Source organism: Alsobacter sp. KACC 23698 (genome assembly GCF_045348435.1).
Lineage (GTDB): Bacteria > Pseudomonadota > Alphaproteobacteria > Rhizobiales > Beijerinckiaceae > Alsobacter.
The window spans coordinates 1652498-1672107 of record NZ_CP157484.1 but is presented as its reverse complement, the minus strand read 5'-3'; the positions used below and the strand labels follow the sequence as shown (position 1 = coordinate 1672107).

The window sequence follows — 19610 nt, the reverse complement described above, 5'->3', positions numbered from 1 at the left end:
CGCAGCCGACGGCCGGTTCGTTCGCGATTTCAGGCGTTTAGGGCCGCCGGCGGATCTGCTGCTCGAGATACGCCATGGCGGCCTGCCGGTCCGTGTCGGCGGCTTCGGCGAAGGCCTTGTCGTGAAGTTCGAGGATCCACGCGTCGTGCTCGGGGTTGGCGGCGTCGCGCGCGATGGTCAGCCACATCAGGCCGCGCGCCTTCTGCCGCGCTCCCGCCTCGCCGGCGAAGAGCAGATGGCCGAGCAGGGCCTGGGCGGGCACGTGGCCCTTGTCGGCGGCCAGCGACAGCCACCGGATCGCCTGGCGCGGATCCTTGGCGCCGCCCTGCCCGTCGATGTTCATCCGGGCCAGGTTGTACTGCGCGTCGGGGTCGCCGAAATACGTCGCCGCATATTGGAACATGTCGCGGGCGCGGGCGCTGTTGGGCTTCACATAGGTGTTGGCGATGCCGTCCAGATAATAGGAGCCAAGCGCCACGAAGGCCGTCGCCACGACCCGGGCGTTGGCCGAATCGGGGCTTTCGTCGGCGTTCTCGTCTGCGATGCGGGAGAAATATTCGAAGGCCTTGAGGTCGTTCTGCGGGACGCCGTCGCCATCCGCATACATGCGGCCGAGCTTCCAGCGCGCCAGGGCGTGGCCCTGCTGGGCGGCGTATTCCAGCGCCTTCACCGCGCCCGCCTTGTCGCCGGCGTTGTAGTCCTTCACGCCGGACTTGAGCGCGTCCCGGGTCGACTTGAAGGCGTCGAGCGGAATGGCGGCCGTCACCTGTCCCTGGACCTTCGCGTCCAAGGCCCAGGCGGGCGCGCAGGCGAGCATGAAGCCCGCCGCCGCGAGGCCCGACCGCAGGGAATTACTGATCCGCATAGCTGTGCTTTTCGCCCTTGCCGCCCGGATGTGTGACCGCGCCATTCTTGGCGGATCCCACCGTCTGGGCGTATTTCCACAGCGCGCCCGAGCCGTAGTCCGTCTCGCGCGGCTTCCAGTCCTTTTTGCGGCGGGCGAGTTCCTCGTCGGAACAATCCACCGTGAGGGAGCCTTCAATGGCGTTCATCGAGATAATGTCGCCGTCCTGCAACAGTGCGATCGGGCCGCCGACCGCCGCCTCCGGCCCGACATGGCCGATGCAGAAGCCGCGGGTGGCGCCCGAGAACCGGCCGTCCGTGATCAGGGCGACCTTGTCGCCCATCCCCTGGCCGTAAAGCGCGGCCGTCGTGGCCAGCATCTCGCGCATGCCGGGCCCGCCGCGCGGGCCCTCGTAGCGGATGACCAGCACGTCGCCTTCCCGGTAGTCGCGGTTCTTCACCGCCGCGAAGCACTCTTCCTCGGTGTCGAAGCAGCGCGCCGGGCCGGAGAACACCTGCCTCTCGGGCGGCATTCCGGCGACCTTCACGATCGCGCCCTCCGGGGCGAGGTTGCCGCGCAGGCCGACGACGCCGCCGGTCGCGGTGATCGGCCGGTCGGCGGGGAAGACCACGTCCTGGTCCGGGTTCCACTTCACCGAGGCCATGTTCTCGGCGATGGTCCGCCCGGTGACGGTCATGCAGTCGCCATGCAGGAAGCCATGGTCCAGCAGCGTCTTCATCATAAGCGGAATGCCGCCGACCTCGAACATGTCCTTGGCGACGTAGCGGCCGCCGGGCTTCAGGTCGGCGATGTAGGGGGTGCGCTTGAAGATCTCGGCGACGTCGAACAGGTCGAAGTCGATGCCGCACTCATGCGCGATGGCGGGCAGATGCAGCGCCCCGTTGGTGGAGCCGCCGGACGCCGCGACCACGGTGGCGGCGTTCTCCAGCGCCTTGCGGGTGACGATGTCGCGCGGGCGGATCTGCTTGGCGATCAGCTCCATGACCATCTCGCCGGCGGTCATGCAGAAACTGTCGCGGATCTCGTAGGGCGCGGGCGCGCCCGCCGAATAGGGCAAGGCCAGGCCGATCGCCTCCGACACGGTCGCCATCGTGTTGGCGGTGAACTGCGCCCCGCAGGCGCCGGCCGACGGACAGGCGTGCTCTTCGAGCTCCTCGAGGTCCTCGTCCGACATCGCGCCGACGGAATGCTTGCCGACCGCCTCGAACACGTCCTGCACGGTGACGGGCTGGCCCTTGAAGGAGCCGGGCAGGATGGAGCCGCCATAGATGAAGATGGAGGGCACGTTCAGGCGCACCATCGCCATCATCATGCCGGGCAGCGACTTGTCGCAGCCCGCCAGCCCGACCAGGGCGTCGTAGCAGTGACCGCGCATGGTGAGTTCGACGGAGTCGGCGATCACGTCGCGCGACACCAGCGAGGACTTCATGCCCTGGTGGCCCATGGCGATGCCGTCCGTCACCGTGATGGTGCAGAACTCGCGCGGCGTGCCGCCTGCGGCCGCGACGCCCTTCTTCACCGCCTGCGCCTGACGCATCAGGGAGATGTTGCAGGGAGCGGCCTCGTTCCAGCACGAGGCGACCCCGACGAAGGGCTGGTGGATCTGGTGCCGGGTCAGCCCCATGGCGTAGTAATAGGAGCGATGGGGCGCGCGCTCGGGCCCCTCGGTCACGTGCCGGCTCGGCAGTTTGGACTTGTCGACGACCCGCTCGTCCATGTTCAGACCCGCCTGCCCCCTTGGCCGGTGAAACACCGGTTGTGTGCCACGCGTATGAGCAACCAAGCAACTTCCTGAAATTAACCGTCCCGAACTTAACGCAAGCCGGTTAACAGCCTCCAAGCTGCAAAAAACGATGGATTATCAGTCCATTGCAGGCCCATGCATTCTCGCTCGGTTTATGGCGGCTTCTTGGCGCATCTGCAGCGAGCCGATGGAGTCATCCGATTGCATTGTGACTGTGGCTGGGCCGCAACAAATGTGGCGCCGAAGCCCCACCCCAGGTTGCAGCCGCGTGCCTGGGGGGCGACAAGGCGAGAGCCGGTCCGCGACAGTTCATGCACTTGCAAATCATTTGCAACTAACCCATCCTTCTCACGTTGCCGCAGGGGGAACGAGGAAGCAGACGATGGATCAACGCGTCCCGGGCCTGGAAACGGAGGGCGACTGGCGATCAGCCCGGGGCGATGCGTCGCTGTCGGACGTCCACGCCAGCGTGTCGGTGCAGGCGGGCGGCTCCCTTTGGCGCCGGCTCTTCGCCTTCATGGGACCGGGCTATCTTGTCGCCGTCGGCTACATGGATCCGGGCAACTGGGCCACGTCGCTGGCCGGTGGGTCGCGCTTCGGCTACGCGCTCCTGTTCGTGGCGCTGCTCTCCAACGTCATGGCGATCGTGCTGCAGGCGCTCGCCGCGCGCCTCGCCATCGGGGCGGGCCGCGACCTCGCGCAGGCCTGCCGGGACGCCTATCCACGCCCGGTCGCCTGGGCGCTCTGGCTCCTGGCCGAGCTGGCCATCGTGGCGACCGACCTCGCCGAAGTCATCGGCACGGCCATTGGGCTCAACCTGCTGTTCGGAATCCCGCTGGAGCTCGGCGTTCTCCTGACCTCGCTCGACGTCTTCCTGATCCTGTATCTGCAGCGCGTCGGCTTTCGCGTGGTGGAAGCCTTCATCGTCGCGGTCCTGGCCATCATCGCCGCCTGCTTCGGCCTGCAGATCGTCATGGCCCATCCCGACTGGGGCGCGGTGGTGCGCGGCTTCGCTCCCACGACCGATCTTGTCACCAACCCGGACATGCTCTATCTGGCGCTCGGCATCATCGGCGCGACCGTGATGCCGCATAACCTCTATCTGCATTCCGGGATCGTGCAGACCCGGGCCTATGGCGTCACCCTGCCGGAAAAGCGCGAGGCGCTGCTCTTCGCGACGATCGACTCGACGCTGGCGCTGATGTTCGCCCTCACCATCAACGCCTCCATTCTGATCCTGGCGGCCGCAGCGTTCCACGCCACGGGCCGGCACGAGGTGGCCGAACTGGGCGAGGCCCACGCGCTGCTCAGCCCCCTGCTCGGAAGCGCCCTCGCGCCCAGCCTCTTCGCCATCGCGCTCATCGGCTGCGGCCTGAACTCCACGGTCACGGCGACGCTGGCGGGGCAGATCGTGATGGAAGGCTTCCTGTCCATCCGCCTGCCCCAGTGGCTGCGCCGCCTGGTGACGCGCGCCATCGCGATCGTGCCGGCCGCGGTGGTGACGATCTGGTACGGCGAGGCCGGCACCAGCAAGCTGCTGATCCTGTCGCAGGTCGTGCTCGGCCTGCAGCTTCCCTTCGCGGTGGTCCCGCTGGTGACGTTCACGGCCTCGCGCCGCAAGCTCGGCGCCCTGGTCGCCCCGCTCTGGATGACCCTGAGCGCGGCCGTTATCGCCGCCGTGATCGTCGCGCTCAACATGAAGCTGATCTACGACTTCGTGCAGGGCTGACGCTGAGCCTCAGGGCCGCACGGCCGGAGTCTCCACCGGGAGGCCCTGGGCCCGCTCGGCCAGGAAGGCTTCGAGCGCGACATATTCGGGCGCGCCGAACGGATAGGGCTCGGCCCGCATCCCGGTCAGGCAATTGCGCAGGCGCCGTTGCAACGAACCGAGGTCCTGCCATTCGAGCCGGTAGAGCGGATAGCCGGTGGGCGTTGCGGGAGGGATGACGCTGCCGCCGAGCCGCCCTCCCACATGCGCGTCATGGCAGTCGGCGCAGGACAGGTCGAGCTGGCCCTGTCGCCGCGCGTAGAGATCCGCGCCCGCCTGACGGATGGGGGTGAGCCTCGCATCCTGCGGCGGCGATACGGGAAGCCCGCGGGACTGACGCCCGACCAGCGTCGCCAGCGCGAGCAGCTCGCGCGACTCCAGAGCGAAGGGCGGCGCGTTCTGGCGATCGACGCGACACAGATTGATCCGCGTCTGCAGGTCCACCGGCCTGCCCGCCGCCTCGCTCCAGGCGGGGTAGCGCGCCGAGACGCCCGTCATGGACGCCGGCTCGCCGTGGCACGCCGCGCAGGACCGCCCGGCGTCGCCCGCCGGGGCGCGCCACAGCGCGTCGCCTTCCAGCGCCCAGAGCATGCCGGGATTGGCGGCGTCGTCGCGCTGCATGGCCTGGGTCTGCGGGCTCATGACGTCGAAGCCGGTCCGCCGTCCCGGATCGGCCGCCTGCTGGGCGGCGGAGGGGAGCGTCGCGCCGAAAGCCGCGAGCAGTCCGGCGGCGGCGAGGAACGCGCTCCTCCCGGCGTTCGCCATCAGCCGTCCACGACCAGGGAGGCCGTCTCGACCTGCCCGCCGCCCTTGTCGTCGAGCCAGCGGAAGGTCAGGACGCCGCTGCGCTCGGCCCGCAGGGTGAAGCTGAGGAACGGGTTGGCCGAGATCGCGGGCGCCAGATCGGCGCTGAACACCTCCTCGCCCTCGAAGGTGCACAGGAAGCGGTGGATGATGTCACGCGGCACCAGCTTTCCGTCCGGCCCGGTCCGATAGCCCGTCTCCATGGGATGCGAGATCAGGGCCTTGATCTCGACGACTTCGCCCCGCTTGGCCCGGGCCGGGACGCTGACGAGCGCGCGCGCCATCTCAGTTCTCCACGCAGGCCGGAAGGGTCACGACCAGCTCGGCGCTCGCCGTCCGGAACGAGCCGTCCGCCATGGCGGCCACCGCGGTGATGATCTGCGAGTCGCCCAGCCTGATGCGGGTCGACGCCGCCGCCCGGCCGGACAGGCCGGAGAACCGGAACACCGCCACATGGGGCTGCGGATTGCGCTCGTTGAACACCGCAATCGCCTTCACGATGTCATCGCCCGCCATCGCGCTTTCGGCCCGGACGGTCAGCGGCACGGCGTTGCCGTTCTCCACCAGCGGCGGGATCTCCAGGAGGAGGCCGCCGGCCACGGTCGGGGCGCCGCCGGTGAACGCCTGGATGGCGGCCTCCATGGCGGCGGGCGTCGCCCGCGTCGGCCGCGCCCACGCGCAGGCCGCGACGCCGCAGGCGCCGGCCAGGACGTCGCGGCGGGTCAGGGTCGGCGCGCGGGGCCTATCGGTCATGGTCGCTCCTCAGCGCAGCGTCGACAGGAAGGCGACGACGTCCTCGACCTCCTGCGCGCCCAGGATCGGCTTGCCCCGGTACGGCGCGGCGACCCGGGCGAGCCCCTCCGTCCGGTGATAGGCCGGCATGATGCTGGCGGGGTCCAGGCGGCGGCTGTCGACGATGCGCAGGCGCAGCTGGCCAGGGTCGAACCGCGCGCCGACCCCGCTCAGGTCCGGCGCTAGGTCGCCCTGCGACCGCTGCTCGGGGAACGGGCCGGAATGGCAGAGCAGGCACAACCCCTTCTGCCGGTTCAGCACGATGGCCCTGCCGCGGGCGGGGTCGCCTGAGAGGCCGTCCAGCGGCGCGTCGATGCGGTCCGCGGCCGTCGCGGGCCCGCCGAGCGCCGCCCCGACGCACATCGCTGCGAGCGTGGCCCTCACCCAAACACCTCGGCCGTGATGGTGCGGAACCACGCCTCGGCGTAGAGCGCCTCCTGGGCCCGCTGAGGCCGGGGCGCGTCGACGGGGCTCGTCCCGCCCGCTCCCTCGACATCCGTGAGCACGCCGTTCTGGGGACGATAGACTCCCGCGACCGAGACGCCGTAGTCCGGCGCGACGAGGCTGTAGCAGGTGTTGATCAGCTTGGGCGGGGAAGGCTGGCCGCCCTCCATGAGGGTCGCGATGGCGGCGGCGCAGACCTTCGCCTGCGCATTGGCCGAAAAGGCCGATTTCGGCATGCCGCCCATGACGGCGGCGTCCCCGATCACGTGCACGTTGGGGAGCAGCCGCGATTCGAAGGTGACGGGGTCGACCGGGCACCAGCCGGTCCGGTCCGCCGCGCCGGCGTCGCGGGCGATGCGGCCCGCCTGCTGGGGCGGGATGACGTTGGCGACATCGGCCTTGTGGCGGCCGAAATCGGTGACCAGCATCCGCTCCGCCGCGATGACCTCGGTGACGGCTCCGCCGCCCGAGAGGCCCACCCACTCGATCAGGCCGGGATAGAGCTCCGCCCAGGCGTTCTGGAACAGCTTCTGCTTCGAAAACGCATCTTTCGCGTCCAGTATCAGCAGCTTGGAGCGAGGCTTTCGCGTCTTGAGATAATGCGCGATCAGGCTGGCCCGCTCGTAGGGACCGGGCGGGCAGCGATAGGGATTGGCCGGCGCGGCGATGGCCACCACGCCGCCGTCCGGCATGGCTTCGAGCTGCTGGCGCAGGAGCAGGGTCTGCGGCCCCGCCTTCCAGGCGTGCGGGACCAGCTCCGCCGCGGCCCCGTCATAGCCCGGGATGGCGTTGAAGCGCATGTCGACGCCCGGCGCCAGCACCAGCCGGTCGTAGGCGAGGCGCGTTCCGTCCTGCAGGACGACCCTCTTGGCCGCGGCGTCCACCGCCCTGGCCGCCTGCGCGACCACGGTCACGCCCTCCCGGGACACGGCGGCGCGGTCGAAGCGCTGGGCCTCCATCGGGCGCAGGCCCGCCACGACGGCGTTGCTCATCGGGCAGGCCCAGTAGGCCGGGTCCGGATCCAGCAGGGTCACGTCGAAGCCGGCCCGGGCGAGCTCCCTCGCGGCCGTCGCCCCGCCGAAGCCGCCGCCGACCACGATCATCCGCGCCCGGCGCTGGGCCAGAGCGGGCCGGGCCGGGGCCGTCATGGCCAGGCTCGCGGCCAGACCCGCCATCATGGTCCTGCGGTGAATGGGCGCTGTCATGCGGGCGTCACGGCTTCTCGGCGATCCAGGCCGCGACGGCGCGGGTCTCCTCGTCGCTGAAGCCTCGCGCGATGCGGTCCATCACGGTCGCCGGAACCCGTCCCTCGCGATAGTCCCGCATGGCGGCCACGATCTCGTCGGCCGACCGGCCCTGGAGCACGGGACCTACCGATGCGTCCGGGGTCGCGCCGTGGCATCCCGAGCACACCGCCGCCCCGGCCGGCGGGGGAGGCCCGGCCAGGGCGCCCTGCGGGCTCCAGGCGACCAGCGCCAGAGCCGCCCATCGGGCCCACGGCGTCATACCCGGCGCAGCTCCTCCGGCTTGATCGGCATGTCGCGCAGCCGCTTGCCGGTCGCCGCGGCGATCGCGTTGAGGACAGCGGGGGCCGCCACGAAGATCGTCGGCTCGCCGACGCCGCCCCAGAACCCGCCGGACGGCGCGATGATCGACTCCACCTTGGGCATCTCGTCCATCCGGATCACCGGATAGGTGTCGAAGTTCTCCTGCTCGACGCGGCCGTCCTTGATGGTGATCTCCCCATGCAGGGCGGCGCTGAGGCCGAAGGCGAAGGAGCCCTCGATCTGCGCCGCGATCTGCTGCGGGTTGACGGCGTGGCCGCAATCGGTCGCCGCCACGATGCGCAGCACCTTCACGGTCCCGTCCTTGTCCACCTTCACCTCGGCGCAGGCCGCCACGTAGCTGCCGTAGCCCATGTGCTGCGACAGGCCGCGATGCACGCCTTCCGGAGCGGGCTTGCCCCAGCCCCCCTTTTCGGCGACCGCGTTCAGCACCGCGAGGTGCTTGGGGCTCTTGGCCAGCAGCGCGCGGCGGAACTCCAGCGGGTCCTTGCCGGCCGCCAGCGCGAGCTCGTCCATGAAGCACTCCAGGTAGAGCGCGTTCTGGTTGTTGTTCACGCCGCGCCAGAAACCAGGCGGCACCGGCGGGTTGCGCATGGCGTGGTCGATCAGCAGGTTCGGGATCGCGTAGCCGAAGACGCCCTCCGTCCCGCTCGCATTGAGGCCCTGGAAGGTCGCCGGGTCCTTGCCGTTCTGCAGGCCCTGCGGGTTGAGGCCCGCCAGGATCGACTGCCCCGAAATGCGCATGTGCAGGCCCACCAGAGCGCCGGAGGCGTCGAGGGCGCCCGTCATCTTGCACATCGTCGTGGGGTGATAGCGCCCGTGGAGCATATCCTCCTCGCGCGACCAGATGAGCTTCACCGGCGAGCCGGGCAGCTCCTTGGCGATCAACACCGCCTGGCGCACGAAATCATGGCTGGAAGAGCGCCGTCCGAAGCCGCCGCCGAGATTGAGGCGGTGCACGTCGCACTGGCCGATGGGCAGGCCCGACGCCGTAGCGGCGGTGGCCAGCGCGGCCTCCGCGTTCTGGGTCGCAGTCCAGACCTCGCAACGCTCCGGCGTCCACAGCGCCATGGCGTTCATTGGCTCCATGGTGGCGTGATGCTGGTGCGGGAAGCTGTAGGTCGCCTCCACCACCTTCGCGGCCCCGGCGATGGCGGCCTTCACGTCGCCCGCCTCGTTGCCCACGAAGGCCTGCTCGGCCGTAAGGCCCTCCTTCAGCATCGCCTTGATGTCAGCGGTGGAAAGCCTGGCGTTCGGGCCTTCGTCCCACACGATCGGCAGCGCCTCCAGGGCCGACTTCGCCCGCCACCAGGTGTCGGCCACGACCGCCACGCCGGTGTCGCCCACCGGGACCACCTTGCGGACGCCCTTCATGCCCATGACCTTGGCGGCGTCGAAGCTCTTCAGCTTGCCGCCGAAGACGGGGCAGTCGCGGATCGCGGCGTTCAGCATGCCGGGACGGTTCATGTCGATGCTGTAGACCTGCTTGCCGTTGAGCTTGTCGGCCGTATCCAGCCGCTTCAGCGGCTTGCCGGCGATGGTCCAGTCCTTCGGGTCCTTGAGCGGGGGATCCTTCGGCGGCTCGAGCTTGGCGGCGGCCTCGGCGAGCTTGCCGTAGCTCAGGCTCCGGCCGGAAGCCTTGTGCAGCACCACGCCTTTCTGCGCGACGCATTCGGAGACGGGCGCGTTCCAGGCGTTGGCGGCCGCCTGCACCAGCATCATGCGGGCGGCCGCGCCGCCTTTGCGCACATAATCCTGCGAGTCGCGGATGCCGCGGCTGCCGGCCGTCTGGAAATTCCCCCAAACGCGGTTGCGGGCGAGGTTCTGCCCGGGCGTGGGATATTCGGTGGTCACCTTGGACCAGTCGGCCTCCAGCTCCTCGGCCACGAGCTGGGCGAGGCCGGTCAGGGTCCCCTGCCCCATCTCGACGCGGGCGATGCGGACCACGACGGTGTCGTCCGGCTTCACCACCACCCAGGCGTTGATCTCGGGCGTCTGCGCCTGCGCGAGTGCGTCGCCCGAAAAGGGAATATGGAAGCCGAGCGTCAGCCCGGTGGCGGCGACCGCGGAGCCGGCCAGGAAGGTCCGGCGGGAGGGACGTGCGTGAGCGGTCATGGCGTGTCCCCGTCAGCCTGCGACGCCCGCGGCCTGCTTGATCGCGGCGCGGATGCGGTTGTAGGTGCCGCAGCGGCAGATATTGGTCATCTCCGCGGCGATCTGCTCGTCGGTGGGCTTGGGGGTCGCGGCCAAGAGCGCCGCGGCGGCCATGATCTGGCCGGACTGGCAGTAGCCGCATTGCGGCACGTCGTGGTCCAGCCACGCCTTCTGCAGGGGATGCGACGCGTCCGGCGACAGCCCCTCGATGGTGACGACCTTCTGGTCGGCCTTCACCTCGCCGACCGGCAGGCTGCAGGAGCGCACCGCCACGCCGTCGATGTGGACCGTGCAGGCCCCGCAGGCCGCCACGCCGCACCCGTATTTCGTCCCGGTCAGGCCGATCTGCTCGCGGATCACCCACAGGAGGGGGGTATCCGGCTCCGCATCGACCTCTCTGACGCTCCCGTTCACGGTGAGCCGCACCATCGGAGTCTCTCCCTCGCCGCGCCGTTCAGGCGTTCGTTCAACGCAATCTCGCTAAACGCGCTTAACGCCGCAAGCGAGGGCGCGACCGCTCCACGATGTTGTGAGCGGGCGGGACGAATGGCCGCGGCGTGCGCTAAGCCCCGGGGCTCAGCGCACGCGGTCAGGCAGGCGTGGGGCGGCGGCGAGAAGTTCGCGCGTGTAGGGGTGCTCGGGCGAGGCGAAGAGGTCGCGCGCAGGCCGCAACTCGACGATTTCGCCCCGCCGCATCACCGCGATGCGGTCGCAGATCTGGGCCGCGACATGAAGGTCGTGCGTGATGAAGAGCATGGACAGCCGGAGCCTCGTCTTGAGGTCCTGCAGCAGATCCAGGACCTGCTTTTGCACAGACACGTCCAGCGCCGAGACGGGCTCGTCGGCCACGATCAGGTCCGGCCGCAGCGCCAGCGCCCTGGCGATGCCGATGCGCTGGCGCTGGCCGCCGGAGAACTCGTGCGGGAACCGGTCCGCGGCGCGCGGGTCGAGGCCCACGAGCGCCAGGAGCGCGCGCGCTTCATCCAGCGCCACGGATTTCGGCGTTCCGCCCGCGATCGGACCGTCGGCGATGCTCATCCCGATCCTGCGCCGGGGGTTCAGCGACGCGAACGGATCCTGGAACACCATCTGCACGCGTCGCCGCGCCTGCCGGAGGCGCGGTCCGCTGGCGACCGACAGGTCGGCTCCGCCCACGCTGATCCGGCCTGAGTCCGGGTCCAGCACGCGCACCACCAGCCGGGCGACGGTGGACTTGCCGGACCCGGATTCCCCGACGAGGCCGAGCGTCTCGCCGCGGTGGATGACGAAGCTCACATCCTTGGCCGCATGGACGACCCGCACGTCGCCGAAAAGGCCCGAGCGGCTGGCGTAGGTCTTGGTCAGGCCCGCGACCTCGCAGACGATCTGCGCCTCGGCGGGGGCGTGCGCCGCGGGATCGAGGGACGGGATCGCGTCGAGGAGCCCGCGCGTATAGGGGTGGCGCGGCTGCGTCAGGACCTGGGCGGCCGTCCCGCTCTCCACCACCCTGCCCTTCTCCAGCACCACCACCGTGTCGGCGATCTCCCGCACCACTCCGAAATCATGCGTGATGAACACCACGCCCATGCGCCGGCGACGCTGCAACTCGCGGATGAGCTTGAGGATCTGAGCCTGGGTGGTGACGTCGAGCGCCGTGGTCGGCTCGTCCGCGACGAGCAGGGCCGGCTCCAGCGCCAGGGCCATGGCGATCATCGCGCGCTGCCTCTGCCCGCCGGAGATCTCGTGCGGGTAGGCGCGCAGGATGCGGGCCGGGTCGGGCAGCCCCACCTCGGTCGCGAGGTCGAGCGCGCGCGCCCACCTTTCCGACGGCGCATGGAGCCCGTGCGCCTCGAAGGCCTCGGCGATCTGGTCGCCGATGCGCATCACAGGGTTCAGCGCCGTCATCGGCTCCTGGAAGATCATGGCGATCTCCCGTCCCCGGACGGAGCGCCACGCTTCCCCGTCCAGCGCCAGGAGATCGCGCCCGGCGCAGCGCATGGCGCCGCCCACAGGGCGGATCGCCGCCGGCAGGAGGCCCATCAGGGCCTGGGCGCAGACCGACTTGCCCGACCCCGACTCGCCGACGAGGCACAGGATCTCGCCTCGCCCGACCGAGAAGGACACGTCCTCGACCGCATGGAGGCGGTCCGCGTCCTGCGGCAAGGCGAGCGTGAGGCCTTCGACGGACAGCAGGGGTTCGGTCACGCGGGCGCTTCTCCTTGGCTTGCGCAGCCGGGCCTCAATAGCCCAGCGCGACGCCGTCCTTGCGGTGGTCCGTGCCGCCGAGAAGCACGCCCCTGCGGTGGTCGATCGCGATCGCCTGGCACCCGCCCAGCGGCTCGTCGGCCCATGCGGTCGCGTGGCCCCGCCCGGCGAGATCGGCCCGAACGTCCTCTGCGATGGTCGGCTCCAGGGACAGCACCCCGTCGAAGCTGAAGGAGCGGGGCTGATCCGACGCTTCCTGCGGGTCCTCCCCGAAATCGACGACGCGCGAGAGGATGTGAGCGTGGCCGGCGGCCTGGTACTGGCCGCCCATGACGCCGTAGGACATCACGGCCTCGCCGTCGCGCATCAGCATTCCGGGGATGATCGTGTGCATCGGCCGCTTTCCCGGAGCGATAGCGTTCGGGTGCTTGGGATCGAGGCTGAAACCCGCGCCCCGGTTTTGCAGGAGCACTCCGGAGCGCGGCGCGTAGACGCCGCTGCCGAAGGCGAAGAACAGCGAGTTGATGAATGACACGGCGTTGCGATCGCGATCGACCACCGTCACATAGACGGTGTCGCGATGAGCCGGGCCGTCGAAGGCGCCCGCATCGAGCGCCTTCTCCAGGGTGATGGGCGCGCGAAGGCGCGCCACGGTCCGATCGGAGAGGATTTCGCCGACGTCCAGCGCATGGAAGGCCGGATCGGCCACCAGCCTGTCGCGCTGTCGATAGGCGGCCTTGGTGGCCTCGGCCAGCAGATGGATCCGGTCGGCTTCGCTCAGCGCCGGGCTGGCGAGATCGAAGCCCTCCAGGATGCGGGCGATCAGGAGCGCCGCGAGGCCCTGGCCGTTGGGCGGGCATTCCAGGAGCTCATGGCCCCGATAGGCGGCTCCGATCGGCTCGCAATAATCCGACGCCTGCGCGGCGAAATCCTCCATGGCATGGAGGCCGCCCTTGGCGGCGAGCACGGAAGTCAGTTCCTGGGCCACCTCGCCCTCGTAGAAGGCGGATCGGCCCTCCCGGGCGATCCGGCGCAGGGTCGCCGCCAGGGCCGGATTGCGCATGCGGTCGCCCACCAGCGGGGCGCGCCCGCCGGGCAGGAACATGCGGGCGGCTTCCTCGTGGGCCCGCAGCCGGTCGGCGTAGCGCGCCCAGTCCAGCGCGACGCGAGGCGTGAGCACATAGCCGTCCTCGGCGGCCCGGACGGCCGGGGCGAAGACTTCGTCCAGCCCCTTCCGCCCGTGGTCCGCCGAGAGCCGGAGCCAGGCGTCCACCGCGCCGGGGATCGTGACCGCATGGGCCGAGCCGTCCGGGATCGCAGTCATCCCGCGCTCGGCGAACCATCCGCATTCGGCCCGCAGCGGCGCCCGTCCCGACCCGTTCAGCGCGATGGGCCGCCTGTTGGACGGCTTGAACAGGACGAAGCAGTCGCCCCCGATCCCCGTCATGTGCGGATCGATGACGCCCTGCAAGGCCACGGCCGCAATGGCGGCGTCGATGGCGTTGCCGCCCGCCTTCAGGATCTCGATAGCGGCGAGCGTGGCCGCCGGGTGGGAGGTCGCGGCCATGCCGTTCTCGGCGATGGCCGCCGACCGGCCGGGCTTCATGAAATCGCGCATCGTCTCCACCCTGTCGGAGCGTCCTGGGCGCGCGCCGCTTCGGCGCCCTGCAGCAGGCATGCGGCGTCGCGGTCGCACACAATGGAGGCGTTAGGGTGCAGCCGCAGCGCCGATGCCGGACAGTCGGGCGTCACCGGCCCCTCCAGCGCGTCGCGCAGCGCGCCGGCCTTTTCGCGGCCGGTCGCCACCGCGAGGATCTCGCGGGCGTCCAGGATGGTCGCGATCCCCACCGTCACGGCCTGGCGCGGGACCGCCTCCTCGCCCCCGAAGGCGCTTGCGTTGGCGGCCCGGGTGGAGGGATCCAGCGTCACGACGCGCGTGCGCGAGCCGAAGCTGGAGCCCGGCTCGTTGAAGGCGATGTGCCCGTTGCGGCCGACGCCCAGGATCTGCAGGTCGATGCCGCGCTCGGCCCGGATCGCCGCGTCGTACCGGCCGGCGTCCTCCGCCGGAGCCGTCGGCGGAAAGCGCCGCGCCGGCGCGGGGACGTCGACATGGTCGAAGAAGTGCCGGTGCATGAAATGCGCGAAGGCGGACGGGTGGTCCGGCGCCAGCCCGACATATTCGTCGAGGTTGAAGCAGGTCGCGCCCGAGAAGCTGGCGCCGCGCGCCGCGGCCGCGACCAGCCGCTCATAGACGGGGCGCATGGTGTCCCCGGTGGCCAGCCCGAGCGTGACGCGGGCGCGGGACGCGGCGAGCGACAGGATCCTGTCCGCGACGCGCTCGGCGACGGCCGCCGCGTCGGGCAGGATGGTCAAGGTGAGGGAGCGGCGCATGTCAGGCCGCCGTGACCGCCGCAGCCGGCGCGTCCTCCCGGGCCTGATCCCCGGGCAGGCCGGTCAGGCCGAACACGGCGTCGTAAAGGGTGGATAGCGCCGTGCCGACCGCGCCCAGGAGGGCGGCGCGGCCGCCGAGCGGGCTCGCCTCGACCCGCAGCGGCTCCGCCATGAACCCCGCCATGAGGGCGCGCACCCGCTCCACCAACTCCGGGCGCGAGCCGATGCTGCCGCCCAGCACCACGAGCTCGGGGTCCAGCAGCGCGCGGACGGCCATGAGGGCCTGCGCCAGGAGGCGCGCCACCTCGTCGATGGTCGTCCGGGCGGCCGGATCTCCGTCCACGAGCCGGTCGAAGACCCCGCGCACGTCCTCCACGCCCTCGCCGCCCAGCCCGCGGAAGCGCTCCAGGATGGCGACGCTGCCGATGGCGGTCTCCAGAGTGCCGAGGCGATAGCCGCGCGAGTCGAAGGGATCGCCTCCCAGCGGGAGGTAGGCGATCTCCCCGGCCGCTCCGCGCGCGCCGCGGATGAGCTTGCCGTCGGCCATCAGGCCCATGCCGATGCCGGTCCCCAAAGCTACGAAGGCGAAGGTCGACGCGTCCCGGCAACACCCGCGCCAACGCTCCCCCACGGCTGCGAGATTGACGTCGTTCTCGACGGCGACGGCGAAGCCGAGCCGGTCGCGCAGCGCCTGGACGACGTCGATCCGGTCCAGGTTGGGAATGTTGGGAGCGATGTTGATGCGGCCGGACCCGGGCTGGAACACGCCGGGGCTGCCCATCGCGCCAGCGCGGATCCGCCGGGGGTCCGCACCCGCCCGGGCCGCGGCCCGGCTGGTCAAGGCCGCGATCTGCTCCACCACGTGCTGGCCGCCTCGCTTATCGGTGGCCTCGATCTCCTCCGCCGCGATGGCGCCGGCGAGGTCGGCGAGGGCGACATGCACCTTGGTGCCGCCGAGATCGACGCCCAGCACATAGGCGCGGCTCACGTCGAGCTCGTAGGTCGTGGCGCTGCGCCCGACGAGGCCCTGCGTCTGGCCGCGTTCCCGCACCCAGCCGTTGGCCTCCAGGTCGCGGACCACCTCGGACGCCGTCTGCTTGGACAGGCCGGTGACGCGCGCCAGCTCGGCCCGGGAGATCGGCCCGGCGCGCATCAGCGTCTCCATCACGGCGCGGACCGACATTTGGCGGGCCAGCGGTGTCGTCATCGCGTCTGTCATGCGAACCCAATTCGTCCAGGCTGCAGACAAACTGGATGCCATATGGTCGTGCTGTCAACCTTGGGCTTGTGAGTTGGCGATCTTTTCGCAGCTGCGAAGCAAGCTAAAGGGATCATTCGTCAGGCTCCTTTACAAACGTCGCCACGCATGCATCCATGACGCTTGAAGTCGAACGCCGTCACGAATGACGGCGACGAGAGGGAGTTTCTCATGCGCATGCGTCGGTCCCTGTTCGCCGCCATGGCGTTCGCGCCAATCCTCGCCCTCTCGAGCGCCCATGCGACGACCCTTCGGGTCGGCATCCAGGACGATCCCGACGCGCTGGATCCGGCGACGAGCGGCACCTATATCGGCCGCTTCGTCTTCGCGGCGATGTGCGACAAGCTCGTCGACATCGGCCCGGATCTGGGCATCGTTCCCCAGCTGGCCGAGACGTGGACCTTCGCCGACGACCAGAAATCGGTCGTGTTCACGCTGCGCAAGGGCGTCGCCTTCCAGGACGGGACGCCCTTCGACGCCGCGGCGGTCAAATTCAACATCGACCGCATGCTGACCATGAAGGATTCGCGCCGGAAGGCCGAACTGGCGGCCGTCGCCGGCGTGGACGTGCTGGGCCCCGACCAGGTCCGGCTCACCCTCAAGGAGCCCTTCGCGCCGCTCCTGTCGGTGCTGAGCGACCGCGCCGGCATGATGGTGTCGCCCGCCGCGGGCGCGAAGGAGGACTTCGCCGCCAAGCCGGTCTGCGTCGGCCCGTACAAATTCGTCGAGCGCAAGTCTCGCGACCTCATCCGGCTGCAGAAGGATCCCGGATACTGGGACGCCGGCCGCTACGGCTATGACGAGATCGTCTACTCCTACATCCCCGATTCCACCGTGCGTCTCGCCCGCGTGCGGGCGGGCGACCTGGACATCGCCGAGCGCATTGCGCCGACCGACCTCAAGACCGTGCGCGACGACAAGAACCTGAAGCTGCACAGCGCCCCCGGGCTGGCGGTCTCCCACCTGATGGTCAAGGTCGGCGAGCCCGAGAAGGCGAACTCCCCGTTGCAGAAGGACGCGCGCCTGCGCAGGGCCTTCGAGCTGTCGATCGACCGGAACGTCATCAACAAGGTGGCTTTCAATGGCGAATACACGGCCGACAACCAGATGATCCCGCCCTCCGACCCGTTCTACCCCAAGACCCACCCGGCGCCGGCGCGCAACGTGGCGGCGGCCAAGAAGCTGATGGCGGAAGCGGGGGCGACCAGCGTTCCGGTGGAGATCACGTTCGAAAACGCCCTCACGGACGCCCGTGTCGCCCAGATCGTCCAGTCGATGGCCAAGGAGGCGGGCTTCGACGTCAAGCTGCTGCCGCTGGAGACCGCGACCGCGATCCAGCGCTATCTGGCCGGCAATTTCGAGATGTATATCGGCAACTGGAGCGGCCGCGCCGACCCGGACCCGACGCTCTACTCCTTCTTCGCCTGCAATGGCGGCCAGAACGTCAACAAATACTGCAACAAGGAGCTTGAGGGCGTGCTGAACGCCGCGCGGGCGGAAGGCGACGTCGCCAAGCGCAAGCAGCTCTACGACAAGGCCACCGGCATCTACCTGGCCGACCTTCCGACCATCCCGATCTACCATCCCAACTGGTTCTTCGCCGCGCGGGCCAATGTGGACGGCGTCGTCGTGTATCCCGACGGGCTCTTGCGCCTGAAGGGCGTCAAGCCCGCCTCCTGACGCGCCCGGGGCGGCCCGCGCCGCCGCCCCGACCTCGTTTCGCGGAGCCGTGATGTTGCGATTTCTGGCCGGCAGGCTCGCGGTGGCGGTCCCCACCCTGCTCCTCGTGTCGGTGCTGGTCTTCAGCCTGCAGAAGCTGCTGCCGGGCGACCCGGCCCTGGCGCTCGCCGGCGAGGACCGCAGCCCGGAGATCATTGCGTTCCTGCGCCACAAGTACCAGTTCGACCAGCCGCTGCCGGTCCAGTACTGGATCTGGCTCAAGGCCTTCGCGTCGGGCGACCTCGGGACCTCGGTGCGCACCGGCCTCCCCATCGGCCGGATGGTGGCCGAGAAGCTGCCGGTCACCCTGGAGCTGTCCATCCTGTCCATGATCATCGCCCTGGCGATCGGCGTTCCGGCCGGGGTCGCGGCGGCGCTGAAGCGCGGCGGACCGGTCGACTACGTCGTCGGCGTGCTGGGGCTGGCGGGCCTGTCCATCCCGAGCTTCTGGTTCGGCATCATGCTGATCCTTTTGTTTTCGGTTACGCTCGGGCTGCTGCCCTCCGGCGGCTACGTCCCTTTCCTTGAGAGCCCGTGGGGGAACCTGAAAACGATGCTGCTGCCCAGCGTCGTCCTTGGGTCGGCGTCGGCGGCCATCATCATGCGCCACACGCGAAGCTCCATGCTGACCGTGCTGCGCCAGGACTTCGTGCGCACCGCCAGGGCGAAGGGCTTGCCCGAGCGCATCGTCGTGGTGAGGCACGCGCTGCGCAACGGCCTGATCCCGGTGGTGACGCTGGCCACCCTGCAACTCGGCCAGCTGCTCTCGGGCGCCGTCCTCACCGAGCAGGTCTTCGGCATCCCGGGCTTCGGCAAGATGATCGTCGACGGCGTGTTCGGCCGCGACTACGCCGTGGTGCAGGCGGTGGTGATGTGCGCGGCGGCGTTCTTCCTGCTGCTGAGCCTCCTGGCCGACCTCGCTTACGCCGCCCTGAACCCGAGGATCCGCACATGAGCGGGCCGGACGTCGCCGCGCCGCTCGCAGGCCGCGGCTGGATGGGCCGCAAGACGGTGGCGGGCCGCCTCGTCCGCGAGCCGGCCGCCATCGTGGGCGGCTTCATCATCGTGGCCTTCGCGCTCGCGGCGCTGCTCGCGCCCTGGGCGGCGCCCTATGATCCGAACGCCTCCGACTGGATGGCGATCCGGGAGGCGCCGTCGGCGGCGCACTGGTTCGGCACCGACGATCTCGGCCGGGACGTGCTGTCTCGCGTCATCTATGGCGCGCGCGCGTCGCTGGCGGCGGGCTTCCTCTCCGTCGCGATCGCGCTCGTGGTCGGCCTGCCCTTCGGCATGCTGGCCGGCTATTTCGGCGGCGTCGTCGACGTCGTGATCTCGCGGCTGACCGACGCCCTGCTGGCCTGTCCGTTCCTGGTGCTGGCCATCGCGCTGGCCGCCTTCCTGGGTCCGAGCCTGCAGAACGCCATGATCGCCATCGGGGTCTCGGCGATGCCGGTCTTCGTGCGGCTCGCCCGCGGGCAGACGCTGGCCGTCCGGGAGGAGGATTACGTCAGCGCCGCGGTGTCGGTCGGGCTGTCGCACCCCAAGATCCTGACGGCCTACATCCTGCCCAACATCCTGCCGCCGATCATCGTCCAGACGGCGCTCACGACCGCCATCGCGGTCCTGGCCGAAGCGAGCCTCGCCTTCCTGGGCCTGGGCCAGCTGCCGCCCGCCCCGTCCTGGGGAAGCATGCTCGACGCGGCGCGCCAGTTCCTGGTGGAGGCCCCCTGGATGGCGGTCTGGCCCGGAATGGCCATCGTCACCGTGGTGATCGCCTTCAACATGCTGGGCGACGCGTTGAACGACGCCTTGAACCCGCGCGAGTGACGCAGCCGCGCTCGGCCACCCCGCCGGCCGGCGCCGCACAGAGGAGACGAGAGTGCCACGCGAGCAACTCCCCACGCTCAGGATCGGCTTCATCG

General features: G+C 70.3%; 18 protein-coding genes. 4 read left to right on the top strand and 14 right to left on the bottom strand.

Going from position 1 to position 19610, the window contains the following annotated elements; genetic code table 11:
* Window positions 1–37: 37 nt before the first annotated feature.
* Window positions 38–865: a tetratricopeptide repeat protein gene (locus ABEG18_RS07725; protein WP_406857493.1), complete on the bottom strand. Its 828-nt coding sequence runs from the start codon at window positions 863–865 to the stop codon at window positions 38–40.
* Window positions 852–2582, bottom strand: a complete 1731-nt coding sequence (gene ilvD / locus ABEG18_RS07720; RefSeq protein WP_406857492.1) for a dihydroxy-acid dehydratase — start codon at window positions 2580–2582, stop codon at window positions 852–854. The genes ABEG18_RS07725 and ilvD overlap by 14 nt, the downstream gene beginning before the upstream one ends.
* Before the next feature lie 409 nt (window positions 2583–2991).
* Here ilvD and ABEG18_RS07715 point away from each other — a divergent pair, with 409 nt between their 5' ends.
* Window positions 2992–4338, top strand: coding sequence for an Nramp family divalent metal transporter (locus ABEG18_RS07715; protein ID WP_406857491.1), 1347 nt, complete (start codon window positions 2992–2994; stop codon window positions 4336–4338).
* Between the two features lie 9 nt (window positions 4339–4347).
* Here the strand turns inward: ABEG18_RS07715 and soxA are convergent, their stop codons facing one another.
* The 12 genes from soxA to ABEG18_RS07655 all read right to left on the bottom strand — a co-directional run bounded on the left by soxA (window position 4348) and on the right by ABEG18_RS07655 (window position 15918).
* Entirely contained in the window at window positions 4348–5142 is a 795-nt protein-coding gene (gene soxA / locus ABEG18_RS07710) for a sulfur oxidation c-type cytochrome SoxA (protein WP_406857490.1), read from the bottom strand.
* Window positions 5142–5465: a thiosulfate oxidation carrier complex protein SoxZ gene (gene soxZ / locus ABEG18_RS07705; protein ID WP_406857489.1), complete on the bottom strand. Its 324-nt coding sequence runs from the start codon at window positions 5463–5465 to the stop codon at window positions 5142–5144. Before soxZ ends, soxA begins: the two co-directional genes overlap by 1 nt.
* A 1-nt stretch (window position 5466) precedes the next feature.
* Window positions 5467–5934: a thiosulfate oxidation carrier protein SoxY gene (locus tag ABEG18_RS07700; protein WP_406857488.1), complete on the bottom strand. Its 468-nt coding sequence runs from the start codon at window positions 5932–5934 to the stop codon at window positions 5467–5469.
* Window positions 5935–5943: 9 nt separating this feature from the next.
* Entirely contained in the window at window positions 5944–6357 is a 414-nt protein-coding gene (gene soxX, locus ABEG18_RS07695) for a sulfur oxidation c-type cytochrome SoxX (RefSeq protein ID WP_406857487.1), read from the bottom strand.
* The gene (locus tag ABEG18_RS07690; RefSeq protein ID WP_406857486.1) at window positions 6354–7622 is read right to left on the bottom strand and encodes an FAD-dependent oxidoreductase; all 1269 of its coding nucleotides are present in this window, start codon (window positions 7620–7622) and stop codon (window positions 6354–6356) included. Before ABEG18_RS07690 ends, soxX begins: the two co-directional genes overlap by 4 nt.
* A 7-nt stretch (window positions 7623–7629) precedes the next feature.
* Window positions 7630–7923 carry a c-type cytochrome gene (locus ABEG18_RS07685; protein WP_406857485.1) on the bottom strand — a complete coding sequence of 98 codons (294 nt, stop codon included), beginning with the start codon at window positions 7921–7923 and terminating at the stop codon, window positions 7630–7632.
* The gene (locus tag ABEG18_RS07680; protein ID WP_406857484.1) at window positions 7920–10097 is read right to left on the bottom strand and encodes a molybdopterin cofactor-binding domain-containing protein; all 2178 of its coding nucleotides are present in this window, start codon (window positions 10095–10097) and stop codon (window positions 7920–7922) included. Before ABEG18_RS07680 ends, ABEG18_RS07685 begins: the two co-directional genes overlap by 4 nt.
* A gap of 12 nt (window positions 10098–10109) precedes the next feature.
* Complete coding sequence (locus tag ABEG18_RS07675; protein ID WP_406857483.1) at window positions 10110–10565, bottom strand: (2Fe-2S)-binding protein; 456 nt, start codon at window positions 10563–10565, stop codon at window positions 10110–10112.
* 147 nt (window positions 10566–10712) lie between these two features.
* Window positions 10713–12320 (bottom strand): ABC transporter ATP-binding protein, encoded by a 1608-nt coding sequence (locus ABEG18_RS07670; protein ID WP_406857482.1) that lies wholly within the window; start codon window positions 12318–12320, stop codon window positions 10713–10715.
* A gap of 34 nt (window positions 12321–12354) precedes the next feature.
* The gene (gene ggt / locus ABEG18_RS07665; protein WP_406857481.1) at window positions 12355–13938 is read right to left on the bottom strand and encodes a gamma-glutamyltransferase; all 1584 of its coding nucleotides are present in this window, start codon (window positions 13936–13938) and stop codon (window positions 12355–12357) included.
* A complete protein-coding gene (locus ABEG18_RS07660; protein WP_406857480.1) occupies window positions 13923–14711 on the bottom strand; it encodes a glucosamine-6-phosphate deaminase in 789 nt (262 codons plus the stop codon). The genes ggt and ABEG18_RS07660 overlap by 16 nt, the downstream gene beginning before the upstream one ends.
* Before the next feature lies 1 nt (window position 14712).
* On the bottom strand, window positions 14713–15918 hold the full coding sequence (locus ABEG18_RS07655; protein ID WP_406857479.1) for an ROK family protein: 1206 nt from the start codon (window positions 15916–15918) through the stop codon (window positions 14713–14715).
* Window positions 15919–16140: 222 nt separating this feature from the next.
* On the opposite strand from ABEG18_RS07655, the gene ABEG18_RS07650 reads away from it, so the two are divergent.
* From ABEG18_RS07650 to ABEG18_RS07640, 3 genes are read left to right on the top strand one after another with little or no spacing between them, the layout of a single operon-like run.
* Window positions 16141–17649, top strand: coding sequence for an ABC transporter substrate-binding protein (locus ABEG18_RS07650; protein ID WP_406857478.1), 1509 nt, complete (start codon window positions 16141–16143; stop codon window positions 17647–17649).
* Window positions 17650–17701: 52 nt separating this feature from the next.
* The gene (locus tag ABEG18_RS07645; RefSeq protein ID WP_406857477.1) at window positions 17702–18643 is read left to right on the top strand and encodes an ABC transporter permease; all 942 of its coding nucleotides are present in this window, start codon (window positions 17702–17704) and stop codon (window positions 18641–18643) included.
* A gap of 41 nt (window positions 18644–18684) precedes the next feature.
* A complete protein-coding gene (locus ABEG18_RS07640; RefSeq protein ID WP_406858561.1) occupies window positions 18685–19515 on the top strand; it encodes an ABC transporter permease in 831 nt (276 codons plus the stop codon).
* Window positions 19516–19610 lie beyond the last annotated feature (95 nt).